Here is a 20,160-nt window from a genome sequence, read left to right as displayed (position 1 = left end):
GGCTCCTCAATACCGTGCGGTGTATTCCTGTTGTCCTGCAGATTTTGAGGCGGCTCGGTCATGCCTGACAGGCTCATAGCAGAAACTCCATTCGTCCGTCGTGCCCGGCGGACGAACCGGAGGATCCGTCTCTTCTGCTTTCCGCATGCGGGAGCGGGGGCGAGTGCGTTCGCCGCGTGGCCGGCCCTCTTCCCGCCGGAGGTGGAAATCGTGGCCGTGCAACTGCCCGGCCGCGAGGACCGCGTCGGCGAACCGCATCCCGCGTCCGTCGACGTCGCCGTCCGCATGGTCGCCGTGGCGCTGCGGCCCTACCTCCAGGGGCCGTACGCGTTCTTCGGCCACAGCGGCGGTGCGCTGCTCGCGTTCGAACTGGCCAGGGCGCTGCGCAAGCGCGGCACCCAGCCCGGCCACCTGTTCCTGTCCGGGCAGCCGGCCCCGGGTACGGACATGGCCGGGCCGGAGCTGCACGGGCTGTCCGACGAGGACTTCAGCGCCGCACTGCGGGACCTGGACGGCACCTCCGACGGGGTGTTCACCGACCCCGAGCTGATGAAGCTGCTGCTGCCCACGCTGCGTGCCGACTTCACCCTCTGGGAGAACCACCGCCACCGCCCTGGCGAGCCGCTCGCCGTACCGATCACCGCGCTCGGCGGGGACACCGACCCGCGCGCACCCGTCAGCGGCCTCCGGGCCTGGGAGGAGCAGACCAGCGGGGCGTTCTCCGTCGAGGTCTTCCCCGGCGGCCACTTCTATCTCAACGACTCCGAGGCGGAGCTCACTTCGGTCCTCGGCAGCACGCTGCTGGGCCGTGAGCCCGTGTACGCGGGCCAGGGGGAGCGGAACCGATGACCATGCCCGGACACGATGCCGTGGCGCTGCTGCGGGCGGCCGCCGAATCCGTCACAGGGGTTCAGGAGGCCGTGCCTCTGCTCCGCCGGGAAGCCCGGCGGGACCGGGTGCGCCCGGTCGCACCCCGCGCCGCGGACGCGCCGCCCGCGGCGGCGGGAACCCCGGCTCTCGCGTACGGCGGCGAGCTGCCGCCCGACCCCGGCTTCCCGACCACCCTGCAGGAAGCCCTCAGGCTCGCCGCCGAACTCGCCCCGGACCGGGGCACCGTCTACCTGACGGGCGGCGACGAGCACTTCCAGAGCTACTCCCAGCTGCTCGCCGACGCACAGCGACTGCTCACCGGACTGCGCGCCACCGGCATCGCCCCCGGCGAGGCCGTGCTGTTCCAGTTCGGCGACAACCGCGCCTTCGTCACGGCGTTCTGGGCGTGCGTCCTGGGCGGGTACCTGCCCACCCCGGTCGGTGCCGCACCCGGCTACGACCGGGAGAACGCCGTCACGACCAAGCTCCGCAACGCCTGGGAGCTGCTGGACCGGCCGCTCGTCCTCACCGACGCCTCCCTCGCGCCGGCCGTGGCCAAGCTTTCCGGCCTGTGGGGCGTCGACGACCTGCGCGTGGCCGTCTTCGAGGAACTGAACGACGGCCCGCAGAGCACGGACTGGTTCCCGGCGACCCCGGACAGCCCGGTCGTGCACCTGCTCACCTCCGGCAGCACCGGTGTGCCGAAGGTGGTCCGGCATGCCAGCCGCAGCGTCCTGGCCCGCACCCGGGCCACCGCGGCGGCGAACGGATTCGACTCCGCCGAGGTCGCGCTGAACTGGATGCCGCTCGACCACGTCGGCGGCATCGTCATGTACAACGTGCGGGACGTCGTGCTGCGCTGCCGGCACGTCAACGCCACCATCGACGCCTTCCTCGCCGACCCGCTGCGCTGGCTCGACTGGATCGACCGGTACGGCGTCACCAACACCTGGGCCCCCAACTTCGCCTTCTCGCTCGTCAACGAGCGCGCCGCCGCCATGACCGATCGGTCCTGGGACCTGTCGACGCTGCGGCACCTGTGCAACGCGGGAGAGGCCGTCGTCAGCCGCACCGCGGACCGGTTCATCGAGCTGCTCACGGCGCACGGGATGCCGGCCGACGCGATGCGCCCGTGCTGGGGCATGTCGGAGACCAGCTCCGGGGTGACGTACTCGACGCTGCGCGCCGGGAAGCCGGACGAGGGCCGGCTGCGGGTGGACAAGGGCTCGCTCGGCGGGGCCCTGCGCTGGTCCACCGCCGCCGACGCCGTCACGTTCACGGAGGTCGGCCCGCCGATCCCGGGCGTGCGGCTGCGCATCGTCGACGCGAACGACGCCGTGCTGCCCGAGGACCATGTGGGGCGGCTCCAGATCACGGGGCCGACGATCATGGAGGGCTACTTCCGCAACGAGGAGGCGAACGCGGAGGCGTTCACCGCCGACGGCTGGTTCAGCACGGGCGACCTCGCCTTCCTGCACGAGGGCCGGCTCACCATCACCGGCCGGGAGAAGGACCTCATCATCGTCCAGGGTGCCAACATCCTGAGCTACGACGTGGAGTCCATCGCGGAGCAGGTCGAGGGCACCGAGGTCACCTACGTCGCCGCCTGCGGCTGGTCCGGCGCGGGCGACAGCACCGACAAGCTGGTGATCTTCTTCGTACCGGCCTCCGACGACCGGACCGCGGTCCACGACACCATCGCCGCGATCAAGGCGCGGGTGGCCGAGGCCCTCGGTCTGCAGCCCGACCTGGTGATCCCGGTCGACCGGGACGACTTCCCCAAGACGGGCAGCGGCAAGATCCAGCGCGCCCAGCTCCTCGCCGACCTCGACGCGGGCACGTACGCCGAATGGTGCGACGAGGCGGACGACTCGTGGTACTTCGAGCGCACCTGGACCGACGGTCCCGCCGAGCGCGGCGAGCTGCCGTCCGGCCCGTGGCTGGTCTCCGGGGCGCTCCGGGAAGAGCTCTCCGCCGTACCCGGCGTCCCCGAGCTCGTCGTCGCCCCGGCCGGCGGCGCCTCCCCGGCCGGACACCTCGGCGCCGTCGTCCACCTGGCCCAGGGACCTGACGCCCAGAGCGTGGCCCTCGACCTGCTGCGACTGGTACAGGACCTGGCCGCGTACGATCCCGCGCCCCCGCTTCTGGTGGTCACCGGCGGTGGTCTGTGGACGGCCGCGGGGGACACCCTCGACCTCGCCACCGCAAGCCTGCCCGGTCTCGTACGGACGGCCGCGGCGGAGCGGGTACTGCCGGCCGTCCGGCAGCTCGACGTGTCGGACCCCGCCGACCGGGCCGCCGCGATCGTCACGGAACTCGCCTGCCACGACGGGGCCGACCTCGTGGCCCACCGCGGCGCGCGACGCATGGTGCCCCGGCTGCGGCCGGTCGTCCTCGACGACCGGGGGAGCGACGCGTTCGTCACCGGCGGCCGCTACCTCGTCACCGGTGGCCTCGGCGGCGTCGCCCATCCGATCGCCGAATACCTGCTGGCCGCCCACGGCGCGAAACTGCTGCTGGTCGGACGGAGCCCGGCCGACGGGGGCGAGCGCGCCGAGCGCCTCGACGACCTGGGCGTCCTGGGTGACGTGGCCTACCGCGCCCTCGACGTGGCCGATCCGGTCGCGCTCGGGGCCGCGGTCGGCGAGGCGGAGGCGCGCTGGGGCGCGCCGCTCGACGGCGTGCTGCACCTGGCCGGAGCCGACGTCTCCCACCAGTGGGCGCAACTGGAACTCCACCAGGTCGTCCGCGAGTCCCCCCGGGCCTTTCACGACGCCTACCGCGCCAAGGTGAGCGGCACCCTCGCGCTCGCCGAGCTGCTGGAGGACCGGCCCGACACGCCCCTCGTGCTCTTCTCGTCGGTCAACGGCGAGTTCGGCGGCAGCTCCTTCGCGGCGTACTCGTCGGCCAACAGCTTCCTGCACGGATTTGCCGACCACTGGGGCCGCGAGCGCGGCCGGCCCGTGCACTGCGTGGCCTGGAGCACCTGGAGCGGTCTGGGCATGAACCGGGGCGCGCCCGAGGGCGCCGCCGCGGCCCGCGGCTTCCGCACCCTGGACCCCGACGAGGGCCTCGCGTCGCTGCTCGCCGTGCTGCGCGGCGACCGGACCACCGTGCTGGTCGGACTCGACGGCCGCAACGAGCACATCGCGCGCGCCCTCGCCCCGGACAGTCTGCACACCGCGGAGGCGATCGTCGTCTACACCGGGCCGGCCTCCGAGGCCGACGTCCGGGCGGCCGTCGCGCCGGTGGCGAGGGAACTCGACCACCCCCTGCGCTGTCTGCGCCTGGAGCGGCTGCCGGCCGACCGGGACCAGCTGCTCGCCCTTGCGGTCGCGGCGCTGGAACGAGGCGGACGGCCGTTCGTCGCACCGGGCACCGAGCTGGAGCAGGCCCTGGCCGCCCTCTGGAGCGACGTGCTCGGTACCGGGGTCGGCCGCGACGACCGCTTCTTCGACCTCGGCGGCAGTTCGCTGCGCGCCGCGCAGCTCGTGAACCGCATCAACAGCGCGCTGACCGTGCGGCTGTCGGTGCACCAGCTTTACGAACACCCCACTGTCGGCTCACTCGCCGCAGTGCTTTCCCCGCAATTGTAAGGAGAACGAGAATGACCAATCCGTTCGAGGACGCGGACGGCACCTACATGGTGCTCGTCAACGACGAGGGACAGCACTCCCTCTGGCCGACGTTCGTCGACGTGCCCGCCGGCTGGCTGACCGCCCACCCTGCCGACACGCGCGACGCCTGCCTCGCCTACATCGAAGCCAACTGGACCGACATGCGCCCGCGCAGTCTGGCCACCGCGATGGACGCGCAATAACGCCATGACCCTGGCCATCGAAGTCGAGGGACTGGTGAAGCGCTACGGCGCCCACCGGGCCCTCGACGGAGTCGACCTCGCGGTGCCCGCCGGGCAGGTCCTGGGACTGCTCGGCCCGAACGGGGCGGGGAAGACCACGACCGTGCGCGTCCTGGCGACCCTGCTGCGGCCCGACGCCGGGCGGGCCCGGATCTTCGGGTACGACGTGGTGAAGGAGCCCCATGAGGTCCGCCGCTGCATCGCGCTGACCGGTCAGTTCGCCTCGGTCGACGGAGACATCTCCGGCAGGGAGAACCTGTACCTCATCGCCCGCCTCCTGGGCGTGCCCGCCCGGCGGGCTCGGGCGCAGGCGAACGGGATGCTGGAGCGGTTCCGGCTCGACGAGGTGGCGGGCAAGCTCGCCCGCGAGTACTCCGGCGGCATGCGCCGGCGTCTCGACCTCGCCGCGTCGCTCATGGGCGAGCCGAGGCTCATCTACCTCGACGAGCCGACCACCGGTCTGGACCCGCACAGCCGCAACGAGCTGTGGGCCACCGTGAAGGAACGCGCCCTCGCCGGCTCGACCGTACTGCTCACCACCCAGTACATGGAGGAGGCAGAGGCGCTCGCCGACTCGGTGGTCGTCGTGGACAAGGGAAGGGTGGTCGCCGCCGGCACGGCCTCGGAGCTCCGGGCCCGGGTGGGCGGCCGGACCCTGGAGATACGGCCCGCGCACCTCCGGGACCTGCCGGTCCTCGTGGGCAGCCTGGCTCTGGAAGGGCTCGACGGCCGGATCGACGAGGAGGCCTGCCTGGTCCGGCTGCCGCTCGTGGAACCGGACGAACTGACCCGTGCGGTGCGGGCTGTCACCGCCTCGGCGGTGGACGTACTGGCCGTGGACACCCGGGTCGCCAGCCTCGACGAGGCCTTCATCGAACTGACCAGGAGCACCGCGTGACCCCGACCACCGACATCGCGCCGACCGTCCGGGTACCCGCTCTCGCCGGTTCCGCCCGCAACGGGCCACGGGACACCGTCAGGCAGTCGCTCGCCATCGCCCGGCGCAACATGCTCCAGCTGCGCGGCGACCCCGGACAGCTCCTCGACGCCGTGGTCATGCCCATGGTCTTCACCCTGATCTTCCTGTACGTCTTCGGCGGTGCCATCTGGGGAGACCGCCCCGGCGACTACCGGCAGTACCTCCTGCCGGGAATCATGGTGCAGACGCTGATGTTCGCGTCGCGTTCGACCGGTTACCTGCTCGCTGTCGACTTCGACAACGGTGTGATGGACCGGTTCCGGTCGCTGCCCATCGCCCGCTCGGCGGTCCTGACCGGCCGGATCGTGGCGGACATGAGCCGGCTCCTGCTGGGCCAGGTCGTGATGCTGCTGTTCGCGGTCGTCATCGGCTTCCGGGTGGAGACCAACCTGCTGTTCGCGGTGGCCGCCGTGCTGCTCACGCTGCTCTACGGCACCGCTCTGGCCTGGGTGTCGGCCTTCATCGGCCTGACGATCCGCAGTCCCAACACCGTGCAGTCGGTGGGCTTCCTGTGGATGATCCCGCTCCAGTTCGGCAGTTCCATCCTGGTGCCGACCAGCACGATGCCCGGCTGGCTGCAGACCTTCGCCGAGGCCAACCCCACGACCCTGGTGACGGACGCGTGCCGCAACCTGCTCGCAGGGGGGCCGGTCGCCGGTCCCGTCCTCGGCACCGTGCTGTGGAGCGTGGGCCTCATGTGCTTCGCGGTTCCGCTGGCGATATCCCGCTATCGACGTCGCTGAAATGTGATCGATAACGGGAGGGAAACCCTCCCGAATACGTTTTCCTCATTCCAACTCCCCGAGTGGAGGAGCCCTCTCATGAGGTCCGGTCATACCGCCGTTCCGCGGTGGCAGACGACAATCGGTACGGCACCGGGCACGGCGACCGTTCGTATTCCGCTGGAATTCGAACCGACGCCGACAGAGCTGTCCGCCGCCCATGCCAAGGTCGTCGCGATCCTCAGCGGTGAGGACGAGGTGGCCTTCGGCCCCGCGCCCCACCTCGTGTCGGTGGCCGGCACCACCTGGGCCGGTCTGGTGGACCGCGTCCGCGACGCGGCCGCCGCACCCGGTCACGGCTTCGAGACCGTGGCCGGCGGGACGCCGGGCGCACTGCCCGACGGCGTCGTGTTCGGGGTGTGCGTCACCGACGGCGCGCTGGCGCTGACGTACCGGACCGAGGACTTCGACGCCGACCACGCGACCCGGGTCGCCGGCTATCACCGCACGGCTCTCGACCGCATCGCCACCGACCCGGACGCTCCGCACGAGGGCCGCAGCCTGCTCTCGGCCGAGGAACGGCACCACCAGCTCGTCGGCATGGCCGGTCCGGCACGGGAGCTGCCGGAGCGCCGCTTCCACGAGCTCTTCGAGGACCGGGTGCGCCTGCACCCCGAGAAGACCGCCGCGATCATGGGCGAGCGCCGGATCACGTACGCCGAGCTGAACGCCCACGCGAACCGGATCGGCCGGACCCTCCTCGACCGCGGCCTGACCGCCGAGGACTCCGTCGCCGTGGTGACCGAGCGCAACCTGGACTGGATGGCCTCCGTCCTCGCCGTGTTGAAGGCCGGCGGCGTGTACGTGCCGATCGAGCCGCACTTCCCGGCGGACCGCATCGGCACCACCCTCGACCGCGCCGGATGCACCCTCGTCCTCACGGAGCCGGGGAGCACGGCCACCCTCGACGAGGCCCTGCGCGAGCGCCCGTCCGTCACCGTACTGCGCATCGACGAGAGCGACGGGGCCGACCCGGCGGACCTCGGGCTCGACATCGGACCCGACCGGCTGGCCTACATCTACTTCACCTCCGGCTCCACCGGTACGCCCAAGGGGGTGATGTGCGAGCACGCGGGCATGCTCAACCACCTCTACGCGAAGACCGACGACCTGCGGGTGGGCGAGGACGACGTCGTCGCGCAGGTCGCTCCGCAGTGCTTCGACATCTCCCTCTGGCAGCTCGTCGCGGCCCTGCTGGTCGGCGGCACGACGCTCATCGTGCCGCAGGAGGCGATCCTTGACGTGGAGAGGTTCGTGGAGGTCGTCCGCGGCGCGGACGTGGCCCAACTGGTCCCCTCCTACCTCGAAGTGGTGCTGTCGCACCTGGAGGAGCACGGCGGCGGCCTCGGCCGGGTCCGCTGCCTCTCGGCCACCGGCGAAGCGCTCAAGAAAGAGCTCGTCGAACGCTGGTTCGCGGCCTTCCCCGGGACCGCGCTCGTCAACGCGTACGGGCTCACCGAAACCTCCGACGACACGAACCACGAGGTGATGACCGAGCCGCCGCGCGGTGACCGGGTCCCCCTCGGACCGGCCGTCGCCAACGTGCGGGTCTACGTCGTCGACCCCGGCCTCGAACCGGTGCCGCTCGGCTCGCCCGGCGAGATCGTGTTCGCCGGGATCTGCGTCGGCCGCGGCTACATCAACGACCCGGAGCGCACGGCCGCCGCATACGGCACCGACCCGCACCGGCCGGGCGAACGGCTCTACCGCTCCGGCGACTTCGGCCGCTGGTGCCCCGACGGCAAGCTGGAGTTCCTGGGCCGCCGCGACGCACAGGTGAAGCTGCGCGGCTTCCGCATCGAGCTCGGCGAGATCGAGAACCGGCTGCTCGGCGTCACCGGGATCCGTGACACCGCCGTGGTCGTCGTGGGCGAGACCTTGGTGGCGTTCTACGCCGCCGCCACCGACGTACCCGTCGACGCGCTGCGGTCGTGGCTGGCAGCCGCGCTGCCGGAGTACATGGTGCCGAGCCGCTTCCATCGCCTCGACGCCCTGCCGCTCACCGCCAACAGCAAGATCGACAAGAAACAGCTGGCGGGGTTCGCGGAGGCGGACGACGACGGCCCGCAGCCGCCGGTCACCCCGACGGAACAGCGGATCGCCGCCGCCTGGGCAGCCGTGCTCGGTGTGGCGCCCGAACGGGTCGGCCGCAGGAGCCACTTCTTCGACTCGGGCGGCACCTCCCTGTCCGCCGTACGCCTCGTCGTGAAGCTCGACCGGGCCGTATCGCTGAAGGACCTCACCCGGCACCCGCGGCTGAGCGACCTGGCCGCGTTCGTCGACGGAACCGGCGACCTTGAAGGGGCGGACACCGGAACGGGCCTCCTGAACCCCCTCCTCACGCCCCCCTCCCCGGCCGCCACCCTCGTCTGCTTCCCGTACGCGGGCGGCAACGCCGTCAACTTCCAGCCCCTCGCTGCCGAGTTGGCGGACAGTGGGCTGGCCGTCCACGGAGTGGAGCTGCCCGGCCACGACCTCACGGTCGAGAGCGAGCCGTTCGCCTCCCTGGAACAGGTCGCCAAGGCCGTGGCGAGTGAGATCGGCCGGCGCGCCGTCGGACCGGTCCTTCTCCTGGGGCATTCCTCCGGGGCCGCCCTGGCGGTGCTGACCGCGCGCCTGCTCGAAGAGCGGGGTCACGAACTGAGGGCCGTCCTGATCGGCGGCCAGCTGGTCGGCACCCCCGAGGACCGGCGCAGGTTCAGCGCCGAGATCAAGACCATGGCCCCCCTGGAGATCGCCGCGCGGCTCAGCGGGGACAGTGGCTACACCGAGCTCTCCGGGACGGACACGAGCCGAGCGGCGCTGGTCGGTGCGGCGTACCGGCACGACGTCCTGGAAGCGAACACGTTCTTCGCGGACGCGGTGGAACATGCGCCGGCCACCCTCGTCGCGGCTCCGCTGACCCTCGTGGTCGCCGCCGACGACCCCGCCACCCAGGGCCACGAGGGCGGCATCGAAGCCTGGCGCCGCATCGCCCGGTCCGTCCAGGTCCGCGAGCTGCCCGACGGTGGTCACCACTTCTTCCGCACCAGGCCGGCGCAGACCGCCGCCGTGGTGCTGGCTGTCCACGACATGCACGAAAGAGAGCGAGTGTGAAAATGCCGCCGAATGACATGGACCCCTTTGCCGGACTCGACGGGCGGCGCGACGAGGGCCGTCCGGCCATCGTCACCGTTGCCGACGCGTCGGACCCGGCGGCCTGGGCCACCGAGCACCGCGAGGCGCTGTACCGGATCGTCGCCTCGCAGGGCGCCGTACTGGTACGCGGTCTGGGGCTGCACGAGGCCGCCGGAGCGGCCGCGGTCCTCAAGATCCTCGGGCACGACCTGATGTCCGAGCGCGAGGCGTTCGCGACCCGCTGGACCTACGAGGACCGCATCTACTCGTCCTCCAAGTGGCCGCCGAACCAGCCGATGTGCATGCACCACGAGCTGAGCTACGCGCTGGAGTTCCCGGCGACCATGGCCTTCGCCTGCCTGAGCGCGCCCACCAGCGGCGGGGCCACCGCCCTGGCCGACGCCGGCCGCGTCCTGCAGGGTCTTCCCGCCGATCTCGTCGAGCGCTTCGAGCGCGAGGGATGGCTGCTCACCCGCAGCTACACCGAGGACATCGGCGTCCCGTGGACGGAGGCGTTCGGCACCACGGACCGTGCCGAGGTCGAGCGGTACTGCACGGCCAACGACGTCACCTTCGAATGGACCGGCGACGGGCTGCGCACCAGCCAGCGCCGCCCGGCGGTGCTGCGCCACCCCGCCGACGGCGAGCGGCTCTGGTTCAACCAGATCGCCTTCCTCAACGAGTGGACGATGGCGCCCGAGGTCCGCGAGTACCTGGTCGACTTCTACGGCCCGCAGGGCCTGCCGTTCAACACGAGCTTCGGCGACGGCGGTGAGATCACCGAGGACATCGTCACGCTGATCAACAAGGTGTACGACTCCGTCACTGTCGCCGAGCCGTGGCGCCCGGGCGACCTGATGCTTGTCGACAACCTGCGCACGGCTCACAGCCGGTTGCCGTACGACGGGGCCCGCGAGGTGCTCGTCGCGATGGCGAACCCCACCACCCGATCGGTCTAGAGGTTCGAGAAGCCAGATGACGAAGCACAGCCCAACTTTCGCAGTGATCTCCGGCCAGCAGGTGCAGCGTGCCCTGAGCGGGCAGGAGAAGCTGGTCACGGAGATCGTCGAGGCGGCCTACATCGCGCACGGCACGGGGAAGACGGTCAACCCGCCGTCGTACTTCCTCCAGTTCCCCGACCGGCCCACCGCCCGCATCATCGCCCTGCCCGCGTCGCTCGGCGGGGACAACGGCGTCGACGGACTCAAGTGGATCTCCAGCTTCCCGGAGAACGTGAGTTCCGGGCTGCCGCGTGCGTCCGCGGTCCTGATCCTCAACGATCCGCGCACCGGCTACCCGTACGCCTGCCTGGAGAGCTCGATCATCAGCGCGAGCAGGACGGCCGCGTCCGCCGCGCTCGCCGCCGACCGGCTCACCCGCGGACGAGTCCGCCCCGCCAGGGTGGGCTTCGTCGGCACCGGTCTGATCGCCCGCTACCTGCACACCTACCTGGCGGGCACGGGCTGGTCCTTCGACGAGGTCGCAGTGCACGACCTGTCCGGCGAGCACGCGGCCGGCTTCGCCGACTACCTGGACCGCTCCGGTGAGAGCGGCCGGGTGACCGTGCACGACTCCGTGGACGACCTGATCCGCAGCAGTGACCTGGTGGTCTTCGCCACCGTGGCGGGCGCTCCACACGTCACCGACCCGGAGCTGTTCGCCCACCACCCGCTGGTGCTCCACGTCTCGCTGCGTGACCTGGCGCCGGAGATCATCCTCGATTCCGTCAACTACGTCGACGACGTCGAGCACTGCCTCAAGGCCAACACCTCGCCGCACCTGGCCGAACAGGTCACCGGCAACCGGGACTTCATCGACGGAACCCTGTACGACGTCATGACGGGACGCACCACGGTGCCGTCCGACCGCACGGTGGTGTTCTCCCCGTTCGGCCTCGGTGTGCTCGACCTGGCCGTCAGCGCCCATGTCTACGACCAGGTGTCGCGCAGCGGCGACCTGCACGTGGTCGAGGACTTCTTCCACGAGATGAACCGGTACGGCGGCTAGGGGCAACTGCCCCAGAACGGGAGGTAGCTGTGCCGATCATCTCAGAGGCGCAGGAGTACCACGAGGAGGACTTGTACGTCGACCTCCGTCGGACCTTCGGGCGCAGGCTCTACCTGAAGTGCGAAGGATTCAATTTCGCCGGTTCGATCAAGCTCAAGGCCGCACGGGCGATGGTCGAGGCCGCGGAGTCCGGCGGGGTGCTGCGGCCCGGCTCCATCCTGGTGGAGTCGTCGTCGGGCAACCTCGGCGTCGCGCTGAGCATCCTTGCCGCCAGCAAGGGCTACGACTTCGTCTGCGTCACCGACAACAGGTGCAACCTGGCCACGAAGCAACTCATCGAGTCCATGGGCGGCACGGTCTACACCGTTACGGAACCCGCGACCGAGGGCGGCTTCCTCGGCGCGCGGCTGCGCCTGGTGCAGGAACTGTGCGAGTCGGACGACCGCTACGTCTGGCTCAACCAGTACGCGAACCCGAACAACGCGCTGGCGCACTACAGGTCGACGGCCCCCGCGATCGCCAGGCGATTCCCCGATCTGAAGGTGGCCTTCGTCGGTGCCGGTACGACCGGCACGCTCATGGGCTGCGCCCGCTACTTCAAGGAGAACCGGCCCGAGGTCACCGTCGTCGCCGTCGATGCCGTCGGCTCGGTCACGTTCGGCGGCCCGTCCCTGCCGCGGATGATCCCCGGCCTCGGCACCGGAGTGCGACCGCCGCTGCTGGACCGGTCCTACGTGGACGACGTGGTCCACGTCAGCGAGGTGGAGACCGTTCGTGCCTGCCACCGGCTGGCTGGGCGCGGTTTTCTGCTCGGCGGCTCCACCGGGACCGTGATCAGCGGAGCCATGCGCTGGCTCGACGAGCACGCTCCGGGCGAAGACCTCACCGCTGTGGCGATCGCGCCCGACATGGGCGACCGCTACTTGGACTCGGTCTACCACCGCGGCTGGGTCGAGGAGATATACGGCAGCTCAGCCCTCGCCGATGAACCCGAGAAAGCTGAGGAAGTACCGATGATGTCCAGTACAGGTGTTGCGCGATGACCGAGTTGCTGCAGACGCACGCTGCCGAAGAGACGGTCTTCGCGCTCGGCGGTGAAGCCGCCCTGGTGGAAGCCGTCGCGCACGGGATACTCGACGTCGCCGACGGCCGGGTGGACTCGCCCGAGTTCGTGGCGGCGGCCCGTGATGCCTGGGAGAACCTGCCCGCCCCGCTACGGCAGGCGATCCGCCGGTTCCGCCGGCACTCCGGACCCCGTGGACGGCTGCTGATACGGGGACTCCCGCTGGGCGACGTCTCACGGGACACCCCGTCGGTCGCCGACTCGGTCCAGCGGGACGCCTCCGTCGCCGCTGCGGTCCTCCTCATGGTGGCCTGCGGACTGGGCGATCCCGCCGCGTTCCGGCGGGAGAAGTCCGGCGCCCTGGTGCAGGACGTCGTACCGGTACCGGGCCGCGAGGAATTCCAGGGCAATGCCGGCTCCGTGCTCCTCTCCTTCCACAACGAGAACGCGTTCCACGAGTACCGCCCGGACTACGTCATGCTGCTCTGCCTGCGTGCCGACCACGAAGGTGTCGCGGGCACCCGTACCGCCTGTGTCCGCGAGGTCCTGGACCTGGTCAGCCCGGCCTCCCGCGAGGCGCTGGCCCGTCCTGAGTTCGTCACCGAGGCGCCGCCCTCGTTCGGTCCCGGCTGCGCCGACGCTCCCCGGCATCCGGTGCTGGGCGGCCCGTGGGAGGACCCCGACTTGCGGGTGGACTTCTCTGCGACCAGGGCGACCACGACGGGTGGCGCTGCCGCCCTCGCCGAGCTGGGCGCGCTGTTCGAGCAGGTTTCGGCGACGTCCCAACTGCTGCCGGGTGACCTGGTCATCGTCGACAACCACGTCACCGTGCACGGCCGCACCGCGTTCACCCCGCGCTACGACGGCAGGGACCGCTGGCTGCAGCGCACCTTCGCGCTCACCGCCCTGCGCCGCTCCCGGGGCTGGCGTCCGGACGACGGCTACGTTCTGGTTGAATGAAGTGCCAGTTGACGGCTACCAGGGGAGCGTGCTGTGCGAGTGGTCATCGCCGAGGACTCGGTGATTCTTCGTGAAGGCATGGTCGAGCTGCTGACCGCCCGCGGCTGTGAGGTCCTCGCCACCGCGGGCGACGCGGACGAACTGCTCGCCGCGGTGGCCGAGCACGCCCCCGACGTCGCCGTGGTCGACATCCGGATGCCGCCGACCCACACCGATGAGGGCATCCGTGCCGCCGTCCAACTCCGCGCCGACCACCCGGACGTGGGCATCCTGGTCTTCTCCCAGCACGCCGAGCCGTCCTGGGCGGCCCGCCTGCTGGCCGACGAGGCGTCCGGCATCGGTTACCTGCTCAAGGAACGGGTCTCCGCCACGGCCGACTTCATCGAAGCCCTGCGCCGGGTTGCGGCCGGTGGCGTAGCCCTCGATCCGGAGATCGTCAGCCGCATGCTGAACAGCGGCGCGCGCCGCCTCGACCGGCTGACCGCCAGGGAACGAGACGTCCTGGACCTGATGGCCCAGGGCCACTCGAACCGCTCCATCGCCGCACAGCTCGTCATCTCCGAGCGGGCGGTGGAGAAGCACGCGGCGTCCGTGTTCGCAAAGTTCGACCTGCCCTCGACCAACGCCGACAACCGACGCGTCAAGGCCGTCGTCGCGTACCTGCAGGAAGTCAGGCCCTAGTACGACGCGTGCAGGTCACCCGGGGGGGCGGATATCCGAACCCCGAAGACGGGAGGTAGCACGGTGTTCCGCACAGGCCGTGCTGCCGAGAATGAAGACATGTCACTGAGCACCGAAGCCACTGTCCGACCCATCGTGGGAGCGGGTCTGGAAATCCGCGCCGAGAACCTGCAGCGCACATACGGCCGTGGCCGCGACGCGGTCAATGCCCTGCGTGGCGTGGACGTCACCTTCGCGGCCGGCACGTTCACCGCGGTGATGGGCCCGTCCGGGTCGGGAAAGTCGACGTTGCTGCAGTGTGTCGCCGGAATGGACCTGCAGACGTCCGGCACGGTCCACTGGGGTCGGACGGACATCACCGCTCTGCCTGAGCGGCGCCTGGCGCAGCTGAGGCGTGCCGAGGCGGGGTTCATCTTCCAGTCGTACAACCTGATGCCGGCCATGACGGTCGAACAGAACGTCGCCCTTCCGGCGCGGCTGGCGGGCACCCGGGTGGACTGGGACGCGGTGACCGAGTCCCTCGCGCAGGTAGGCCTGGCGGACCGGAGGAAGGAACGGCCCGGACGCCTCTCCGGTGGTCAGCAGCAAAGGGTGGCCGTGGCCCGTGCGTTGTTCAGCCGGCCGCGGGTCCTCTTCGCCGACGAACCGACCGGCGCGCTCGACCGCTCCACCAGCAGGGAAGTCCTCTGGCTGCTGCGCGAGCGGGTGGAGATCGGGGGCAGTACCTGCGTGATGGTGACGCACGATCCGGTCGCGGCGAGTTTTGCGGACCGGGTCGTCGTCCTCGCCGACGGCTTTCTGGTCGACGACCTCGTACGCCCGTCGGCGGCGCAGATCGCCGAGAAGCTGAGTGGGCTGGCATGCTGAGGCTCGCGCTGGGGGCCCTGCGGGCCCGGCCCGCGGCCTTCGCAGGGCTTGCCACGGCGCTCTTGCTGGCCGTTGCCGTGATCACGCTGTTCGGCTCTCTCATCGCAACGGCGATCGCCGGCGGCGGCGACTCTCGGCTCGCGATGATCGGTGGAGCGTTCGGCGAGATCGCGATGCTGATGGCTCTGTTCGTGGTCTCGAACACGCTCGGCTTCTCCGTGCGTCAGCAAGCCCGCGACATGGCTCTGCTGCGGACGAGCGGGGCGACGCCGGTCCAGGTCAAGCGGCTCATCAGATGCCAGGTACTGCTGGTGATCCTGCTCGTCTCACCGCCGGCATGGGTGCTCGGCTCCTGGGGTGCGCGGGTTTTCCTGACCGAGCTCGTCGCGCGCGGCCTGGCCCCGGCCGCAGCCGGCGTGCCGTGGTCGCCGTGGCCCATGCTGATCTCAACGGCGGCGACTTCACTCGTCGGCGTCGGCGCAACGAAGCTCGCCGCGCGTCGCACGGTCCGCGGCAGGCCGTCCGCGGCGATGGCGGAGACGGCGGCCGAGCACGGCCGGCTGGGCTGGGTGCGAGGCATCGCAGGGGTGCTCGTCCTCGCGGGCGCCGGCTTCCTGTGCGCATTCACGGCGCGGCAGCCGGCGGACAAGGCCGCTCAGGCGGCCCTCCTCGGGTCGCTGCTCCTCGTGATCGTGGTGGGATTGCTCGGACCCTTGCTGGCGCGTCTGGCGATGGTGCTGCTCGGTCTGCCGTTCCGTCTGGCGGGCAGCCGGCACTTGGGGGACGCCGGTGGCTGGCTCGCCGCCGACAACCTGAGGGGGCACGCCCACCGGCTGGCTTCCGCGGTGGTGCCGATCGCGCTGCTGGTCGGGCTCTCGACGACGTTCGCCGCGGTCACGGGGACGCTCCAGAAGGTCGCCCCGCCCGGCACGTACGCCGAGAGCGACGTCTGGCTGCGCGGGGTGGAACTCGCGATGCTGGCCGGCTTCGGCGCGGTGGCCACGGTGAACACGCTCGTGTCGCTGACGGCGGCCAGGCGGCGGGAGTACGCGCTGCTCACCCTGACCGGTGCGACCCGGCGCCAGATGTTCCGGATGCTGGGCGCCGAGGCGGCGCTGACCGCCATGGCGGGAGTACTGCTCGGGATCCTGGTCGCGGCGCCCGTGAGCGTGTCGTTCGCGGTGGCCGCCACGGACGGCCTGCTTCCCTCGCTCCCGCTGGAGACGTACGGCTCCCTGGTGTTGGGCGTGGTGGTGCTCACCGTCACGACGATCCTCGTCACCGGTGTGAAGGCGACGTCGGAGCCGGCCGTCTCGGCTGCGGCCACGGCATGACGGCGACCACGGCCGTCGAGGACGGGCCCCGACAGAGGGGACTGAGGGTACAGCCGGCGGCGATCGGCTATGCCTTCGCCGGGCTGCCGCTCTCGCTGATCGGCATCGTCTACGTCATGGCCGTCCTCTACATCGGTGGTCTGCTGTCGCTGACCCTGCTCGGACTGCCGGTGCTCGCTGCCGGCCTGAGGGGTGCCCGGTCCCTCGGGCGGGTGCACGCCCGGATGATCCGGGCGCTGCTCGACGAGCCGGTCGACGCCCCCGCGCCCCCGCCGGCGGCCCCCGGGATGATGCGCTGGATTCGGAGCAGCCTGTCCGACGCGACCGCCTGGCGCAGCATGCTGTACCTGACGCTTCGGCTCCCGGTCGACGTCGTCTCCTTCGTGGCGACGATCGGCCTGCCGGCGCTCGGTGTGTGGTCCGCCGTGTGGGCGCTGATCAGCCGGCCGGGACTGTTGCCGGGTGCCGTCGCGGTGGTGGGCGGCCTGGCCGCACTGGCGGTCGTCCCGGCGGCGGTCCGCGCGATGATGAATCTGCATCGGCTGCTCGCCCGGACCCTGCTCGGCCCCAGCGTCGCGCAGCAGCGGGTCCGCACTCTCGAATGGGCTCGCAGCTCGGCCCTCGCCGAGGGCGCGCGCAGCCTGCGCCAGGTCGAGCGGGACCTGCACGACGGGACGCAGGCACAGCTCGTCGCGATCGCCATCACGCTGTCGTTGACGGCGGACGCCCTGGACGGCGACGCCCCGCCCGCCGACCGGACCCGCATGCTCGTCGCACGGGCCCGTACCCAGACCGACGCGGCCATCGCGGAGCTGCGGCGCCTCATCGACGGGATCAGCCCCGCCGCGCTCGACCTGGGACTCGTCGACGCGCTGCCGAAATTGACGGCGCAGGCCGGCGTGCCGGTCACGCTGAAGGTGAACGTGGACGAGCGACCCGACGCGGTGATCGAGAGAGTGGCGTACTTCTGCGTCGCCGAACTGCTGACGAACGTCGCCAAGCACAGCGGGGCGACGCAGGCGTCGGTGGACGCGAATCTCGTCGGGGACCTGCTGCGGATCCGGATCCACGACAACGGCGTGGGTGGTGCCCGGCTCGGGGCGGGAAGCGGTCTGCTGGGCCTCCGTGAACGGCTGGCCGCGGTCGACGGCACCCTCAGCCTCGACAGCCCGGCATCAGGATCGACCACCGCCGTGATCGAACTGCCCGTCCAGATCTGACGGAACACGGCCCGGCAGGGCCCGGCCGTCTCCGCCTGCGGAAGTTGTCGCGGATGCGTATGCCGTGATCCTCACGGCCCGGACATCCCTTGAATTCTCCCCCCACCAGTGGAAGGAAAGCTCTCCATGCGCGCTGCGCGGATCAGACACGGATTACTGATAGCCGCGGCTGCCGGATGCATCGTTGCGTCCGTCACGGCCGCCGCAGCGTCGGCTGTGCCCGGCCTGCCGGAAACCCCTCGACATGCCCCGGCCACCGCGGAGAACCTGTCCGGCCGCTACGCGGCGAACCGGCGGTACATCTCTGAGGCAGCGCAGGCGGCGCAGACGATGGGTGACAGCGGTCGCGCCCAGGTACTCGGCCAACTCGCCGCCGCCGACAGGACCTTCCTGGACGTCAGCGCCGAGGGTGACGGCCAGGCCGTGGAGGTGCTCGGAGACCTGGCGCACGCGCAGCGGATCGCGCTGCTGGTGCCGGGCGCGGACACCACCGTCGACACCTTCGACCACCTCGGCTCCGCCCACAGCTCCGTGGGCGGCGGCGCCCGTGCGCTGTACGACGAGATGCGCTCGCTCGCCCCCGGTTCACGGGTCGCCGTCATCGCCTGGTACGGCTACCAGGCGCCCCGTACGAAGAGCCGTGACACCTTGACCCACTCCCGCGCGGTCCTGGGCGGCAGCCGGCTCCGCGACCAGCTCCGTCAGCTGCGGGAGCTCAACCCCTACGCCTCCACAGCCCTGTTGTGCCATTCGTACGGCAGCGTGGTGTGCGCTGAAGCGCTGCGCGGGACGGACCAGGAGGTGCAGTCCGAACTGACCGGGGTCGCCGTCTTCGGCAGCCCGGGCATGGGCGCCGAGTCGGCCTCCGAACTGGGGATCCGCGTCCCGTTCTGGGCGGGCCGGGGCAGCAGGGACTGGATTGCGAACGTGCCGCACACCCAGGTCTCCCTGTTCAGCGAGAGCGTGGGCTTCGGTGCCGACCCGGCCTCCACGGACTTCGGCGCCCGGACGCTCCCCACCGGCGACAGCCGGCACGGCGACTATCTGAGTCCCGGTGGCCTCTCCCTGCGGAACATCGCCCTGATCAGCCTGGGGCGGGGCTCGGAGGTGGCCCGTGTCTGATCTGCGAGCCCGGCCGGAAAGCACGCCGGCAACCTCTTCATCCGGGGTCGGCCCCTCCCGCGAACAGCCTGCAGAGCGGACCGCATTGGACCGGCTGCACCAGGCGGTGTTGCGCATCGACGCGGCGACCCCATACTCCCGGGACCGCGCGGTTGACACCCTTCGTGCCCTTTCCATCCTCGGGGTGGTGCTCGGCCACTGGCTCGTGAGCGCTGTCGTGCTGAGAGCGGGTGGCCACTTGGGGGGTGACAGCCCGTTGCGCCACATGCCGGGCCTCGCTCCGGTGACCTGGCTGCTCCAGCCACTTGCGGTCTTCTTCTTCGTCGGCGGCCGCGTCGGATCCCAGAGCTACGCCTCCGCGATGGTGCGTCACATCGGCTACCGCGCCTGGCTGGCCCAGCGGTTGCGGCAGTTGTTCCGGCCGGTGGCGGCCCTGTTGGCTGTGTGGTCGCTGGTATTGCTCGGGCTGGCCGCTGCGGGTGTCGCGTACGAGACGATCCGCACCCTTGTCCAGCTCGCCGTGTCCCCGCTCTGGTTCCTCTGCGTGTACGCGGTGATCACAGCGGCCACCCCGCTGATTCGACGGTACGCGGGCCGGCTGGCGGTTGCGGCCTTCATGGTGGTCGCGGCCCTGGATCTGGTCCGCGGACTGGCGGGTGACACGGGATGGGTCGGCATGACCCGGTCGCTGAACGTCCCCGCAGGCTGGCTGGTGCCGTACGCGCTGGGTGTGCTCTGGGCGGCGGACGGTCTCACTCGTCGCAGGTATGCCGTCGGCATGCTGGTCGGCGGCACGGCCGCGGTGGCGGTCCTGGTGCTGTGGTGCGACTACCCGGCGAGCATGGTCGGCGTTCCCGGGGCCGCTCTGTCCAATCTCAGCCCGCCGAGTCTGGCGGCCGTCTGCTTCGGCGTGGCCCAGTGCGGACTGGGACTGCTGCTGTGCGGTCCGATCCGCCGGCTCGCCGGGCAGCCGACGGAGCCGATTCCGGTTCTGCCACACAGCCGGCCCGGGGCGTCGGCCCGAGCCACTGCCGGACAGTTCTGCTGGGCGGCCGCGGCGCTGCTGAACCTCTCGGCCATGACGGTCTTCCTCTGGCATCAGACGGCCTTGCTCGCCACCACCGTCGTCTCAGCCGGCTTCGGACAGCACTTCTTCGCCCTCCACACCGCGCCGGACAACCCGCTCTGGGTGTGGTGCCGCCTCGCCTGGCTTCCCGTGTTCGCGGGTGTACTCGCCGTCTGCTGGGTGGCGTTCCGCGATCTGGAGTGGGCCTCCCGGCGGCCTCGCCGATAAAAGAA

16 protein-coding genes are annotated in these 20,160 nt (G+C 71.2%); all 16 read left to right on the top strand.

The annotated features are described in order from the left end of the window. Positions 1 to 60: 60 nt before the first annotated feature. The 16 genes from ACIQU4_RS31945 to ACIQU4_RS31870 all read left to right on the top strand — a co-directional run bounded on the left by ACIQU4_RS31945 (position 61) and on the right by ACIQU4_RS31870 (position 20,155). The gene (locus ACIQU4_RS31945) at positions 61 to 849 is read left to right on the top strand and encodes a thioesterase II family protein (RefSeq protein ID WP_403738088.1); all 789 of its coding nucleotides are present in this window, start codon (positions 61 to 63) and stop codon (positions 847 to 849) included. After that, positions 846 to 4,466, top strand: coding sequence for an SDR family NAD(P)-dependent oxidoreductase (locus tag ACIQU4_RS31940; RefSeq protein ID WP_403738086.1), 3,621 nt, complete (start codon positions 846 to 848; stop codon positions 4,464 to 4,466). The genes ACIQU4_RS31945 and ACIQU4_RS31940 overlap by 4 nt, the downstream gene beginning before the upstream one ends. Before the next feature lie 11 nt (positions 4,467 to 4,477). After that, a complete protein-coding gene (locus ACIQU4_RS31935; protein WP_403738084.1) occupies positions 4,478 to 4,690 on the top strand; it encodes an MbtH family protein in 213 nt (70 codons plus the stop codon). A 4-nt stretch (positions 4,691 to 4,694) separates the two neighbouring features. Beyond that, complete coding sequence (locus ACIQU4_RS31930; RefSeq protein WP_403738081.1) at positions 4,695 to 5,627, top strand: ATP-binding cassette domain-containing protein; 933 nt, start codon at positions 4,695 to 4,697, stop codon at positions 5,625 to 5,627. After that, a complete protein-coding gene (locus ACIQU4_RS31925) occupies positions 5,624 to 6,451 on the top strand; it encodes an ABC transporter permease (protein WP_403738078.1) in 828 nt (275 codons plus the stop codon). Before ACIQU4_RS31930 ends, ACIQU4_RS31925 begins: the two co-directional genes overlap by 4 nt. Positions 6,452 to 6,529: 78 nt before the next feature. Next, positions 6,530 to 9,586, top strand: coding sequence for an amino acid adenylation domain-containing protein (locus ACIQU4_RS31920; RefSeq protein ID WP_403738076.1), 3,057 nt, complete (start codon positions 6,530 to 6,532; stop codon positions 9,584 to 9,586). A gap of 17 nt (positions 9,587 to 9,603) precedes the next feature. Beyond that, a complete protein-coding gene (locus ACIQU4_RS31915; protein WP_403738073.1) occupies positions 9,604 to 10,566 on the top strand; it encodes a TauD/TfdA family dioxygenase in 963 nt (320 codons plus the stop codon). Positions 10,567 to 10,582: 16 nt separating this feature from the next. After that, positions 10,583 to 11,614, top strand: a complete 1,032-nt coding sequence (sbnB, locus tag ACIQU4_RS31910; protein WP_403738071.1) for a 2,3-diaminopropionate biosynthesis protein SbnB — start codon at positions 10,583 to 10,585, stop codon at positions 11,612 to 11,614. Positions 11,615 to 11,643: 29 nt separating this feature from the next. Beyond that, positions 11,644 to 12,657: a 2,3-diaminopropionate biosynthesis protein SbnA gene (gene sbnA, locus ACIQU4_RS31905; protein WP_403738068.1), complete on the top strand. Its 1,014-nt coding sequence runs from the start codon at positions 11,644 to 11,646 to the stop codon at positions 12,655 to 12,657. Further along, complete coding sequence (locus ACIQU4_RS31900; RefSeq protein ID WP_403738067.1) at positions 12,654 to 13,637, top strand: TauD/TfdA family dioxygenase; 984 nt, start codon at positions 12,654 to 12,656, stop codon at positions 13,635 to 13,637. The genes sbnA and ACIQU4_RS31900 overlap by 4 nt, the downstream gene beginning before the upstream one ends. A gap of 39 nt (positions 13,638 to 13,676) precedes the next feature. Next, complete coding sequence (locus ACIQU4_RS31895; RefSeq protein ID WP_403738118.1) at positions 13,677 to 14,318, top strand: response regulator; 642 nt, start codon at positions 13,677 to 13,679, stop codon at positions 14,316 to 14,318. Between the two features lie 99 nt (positions 14,319 to 14,417). After that, a complete protein-coding gene (locus ACIQU4_RS31890; protein WP_403738064.1) occupies positions 14,418 to 15,185 on the top strand; it encodes an ABC transporter ATP-binding protein in 768 nt (255 codons plus the stop codon). Beyond that, a complete protein-coding gene (locus ACIQU4_RS31885) occupies positions 15,179 to 16,519 on the top strand; it encodes an FtsX-like permease family protein (RefSeq protein ID WP_403738062.1) in 1,341 nt (446 codons plus the stop codon). Before ACIQU4_RS31890 ends, ACIQU4_RS31885 begins: the two co-directional genes overlap by 7 nt. Then, on the top strand, positions 16,516 to 17,739 hold the full coding sequence (locus tag ACIQU4_RS31880; RefSeq protein ID WP_403738059.1) for a sensor histidine kinase: 1,224 nt from the start codon (positions 16,516 to 16,518) through the stop codon (positions 17,737 to 17,739). The genes ACIQU4_RS31885 and ACIQU4_RS31880 overlap by 4 nt, the downstream gene beginning before the upstream one ends. A gap of 330 nt (positions 17,740 to 18,069) precedes the next feature. Further along, entirely contained in the window at positions 18,070 to 18,861 is a 792-nt protein-coding gene (locus ACIQU4_RS31875; RefSeq protein WP_403738057.1) for an alpha/beta hydrolase, read from the top strand. Between the two features lie 106 nt (positions 18,862 to 18,967). Beyond that, on the top strand, positions 18,968 to 20,155 hold the full coding sequence (locus tag ACIQU4_RS31870) for an acyltransferase (protein WP_403738115.1): 1,188 nt from the start codon (positions 18,968 to 18,970) through the stop codon (positions 20,153 to 20,155). The last annotated feature ends 5 nt before the right edge of the window (positions 20,156 to 20,160 follow it).

The organism is Streptomyces sp. NPDC090741 (assembly GCF_044769045.1).
Lineage (GTDB): Bacteria > Actinomycetota > Actinomycetes > Streptomycetales > Streptomycetaceae > Streptomyces.
Note: the sequence above shows the minus strand (reverse complement) of the source record. Positions and strands in the feature narration are given on the sequence as shown.

Bases quoted from the DNA above. Each gene is read 5' to 3' on its own strand.
- ACIQU4_RS31885 (WP_403738062.1), top strand. From the start codon at position 15,179: ATGCTGAGGCTCGCGCTGGGGGCCCTGCGGGCCCGGCCCGCGGCCTTC.
- ACIQU4_RS31915 (WP_403738073.1), top strand. From the start codon at position 9,604: ATGGACCCCTTTGCCGGACTCGACGGGCGGCGCGACGAGGGCCGTCCG.
- ACIQU4_RS31930 (WP_403738081.1), top strand. From the start codon at position 4,695: ATGACCCTGGCCATCGAAGTCGAGGGACTGGTGAAGCGCTACGGCGCC.
- ACIQU4_RS31945 (WP_403738088.1), top strand. From the start codon at position 61: ATGCCTGACAGGCTCATAGCAGAAACTCCATTCGTCCGTCGTGCCCGG.
- ACIQU4_RS31935 (WP_403738084.1), top strand. From the start codon at position 4,478: ATGACCAATCCGTTCGAGGACGCGGACGGCACCTACATGGTGCTCGTC.
- sbnB (WP_403738071.1), top strand. From the start codon at position 10,583: ATGACGAAGCACAGCCCAACTTTCGCAGTGATCTCCGGCCAGCAGGTG.
- ACIQU4_RS31900 (WP_403738067.1), top strand. From the start codon at position 12,654: ATGACCGAGTTGCTGCAGACGCACGCTGCCGAAGAGACGGTCTTCGCG.
- ACIQU4_RS31875 (WP_403738057.1), top strand. From the start codon at position 18,070: ATGGGTGACAGCGGTCGCGCCCAGGTACTCGGCCAACTCGCCGCCGCC.
- ACIQU4_RS31880 (WP_403738059.1), top strand. From the start codon at position 16,516: ATGACGGCGACCACGGCCGTCGAGGACGGGCCCCGACAGAGGGGACTG.
- ACIQU4_RS31940 (WP_403738086.1), top strand. From the start codon at position 846: ATGACCATGCCCGGACACGATGCCGTGGCGCTGCTGCGGGCGGCCGCC.
- ACIQU4_RS31890 (WP_403738064.1), top strand. From the start codon at position 14,418: ATGTCACTGAGCACCGAAGCCACTGTCCGACCCATCGTGGGAGCGGGT.
- ACIQU4_RS31920 (WP_403738076.1), top strand. From the start codon at position 6,530: ATGAGGTCCGGTCATACCGCCGTTCCGCGGTGGCAGACGACAATCGGT.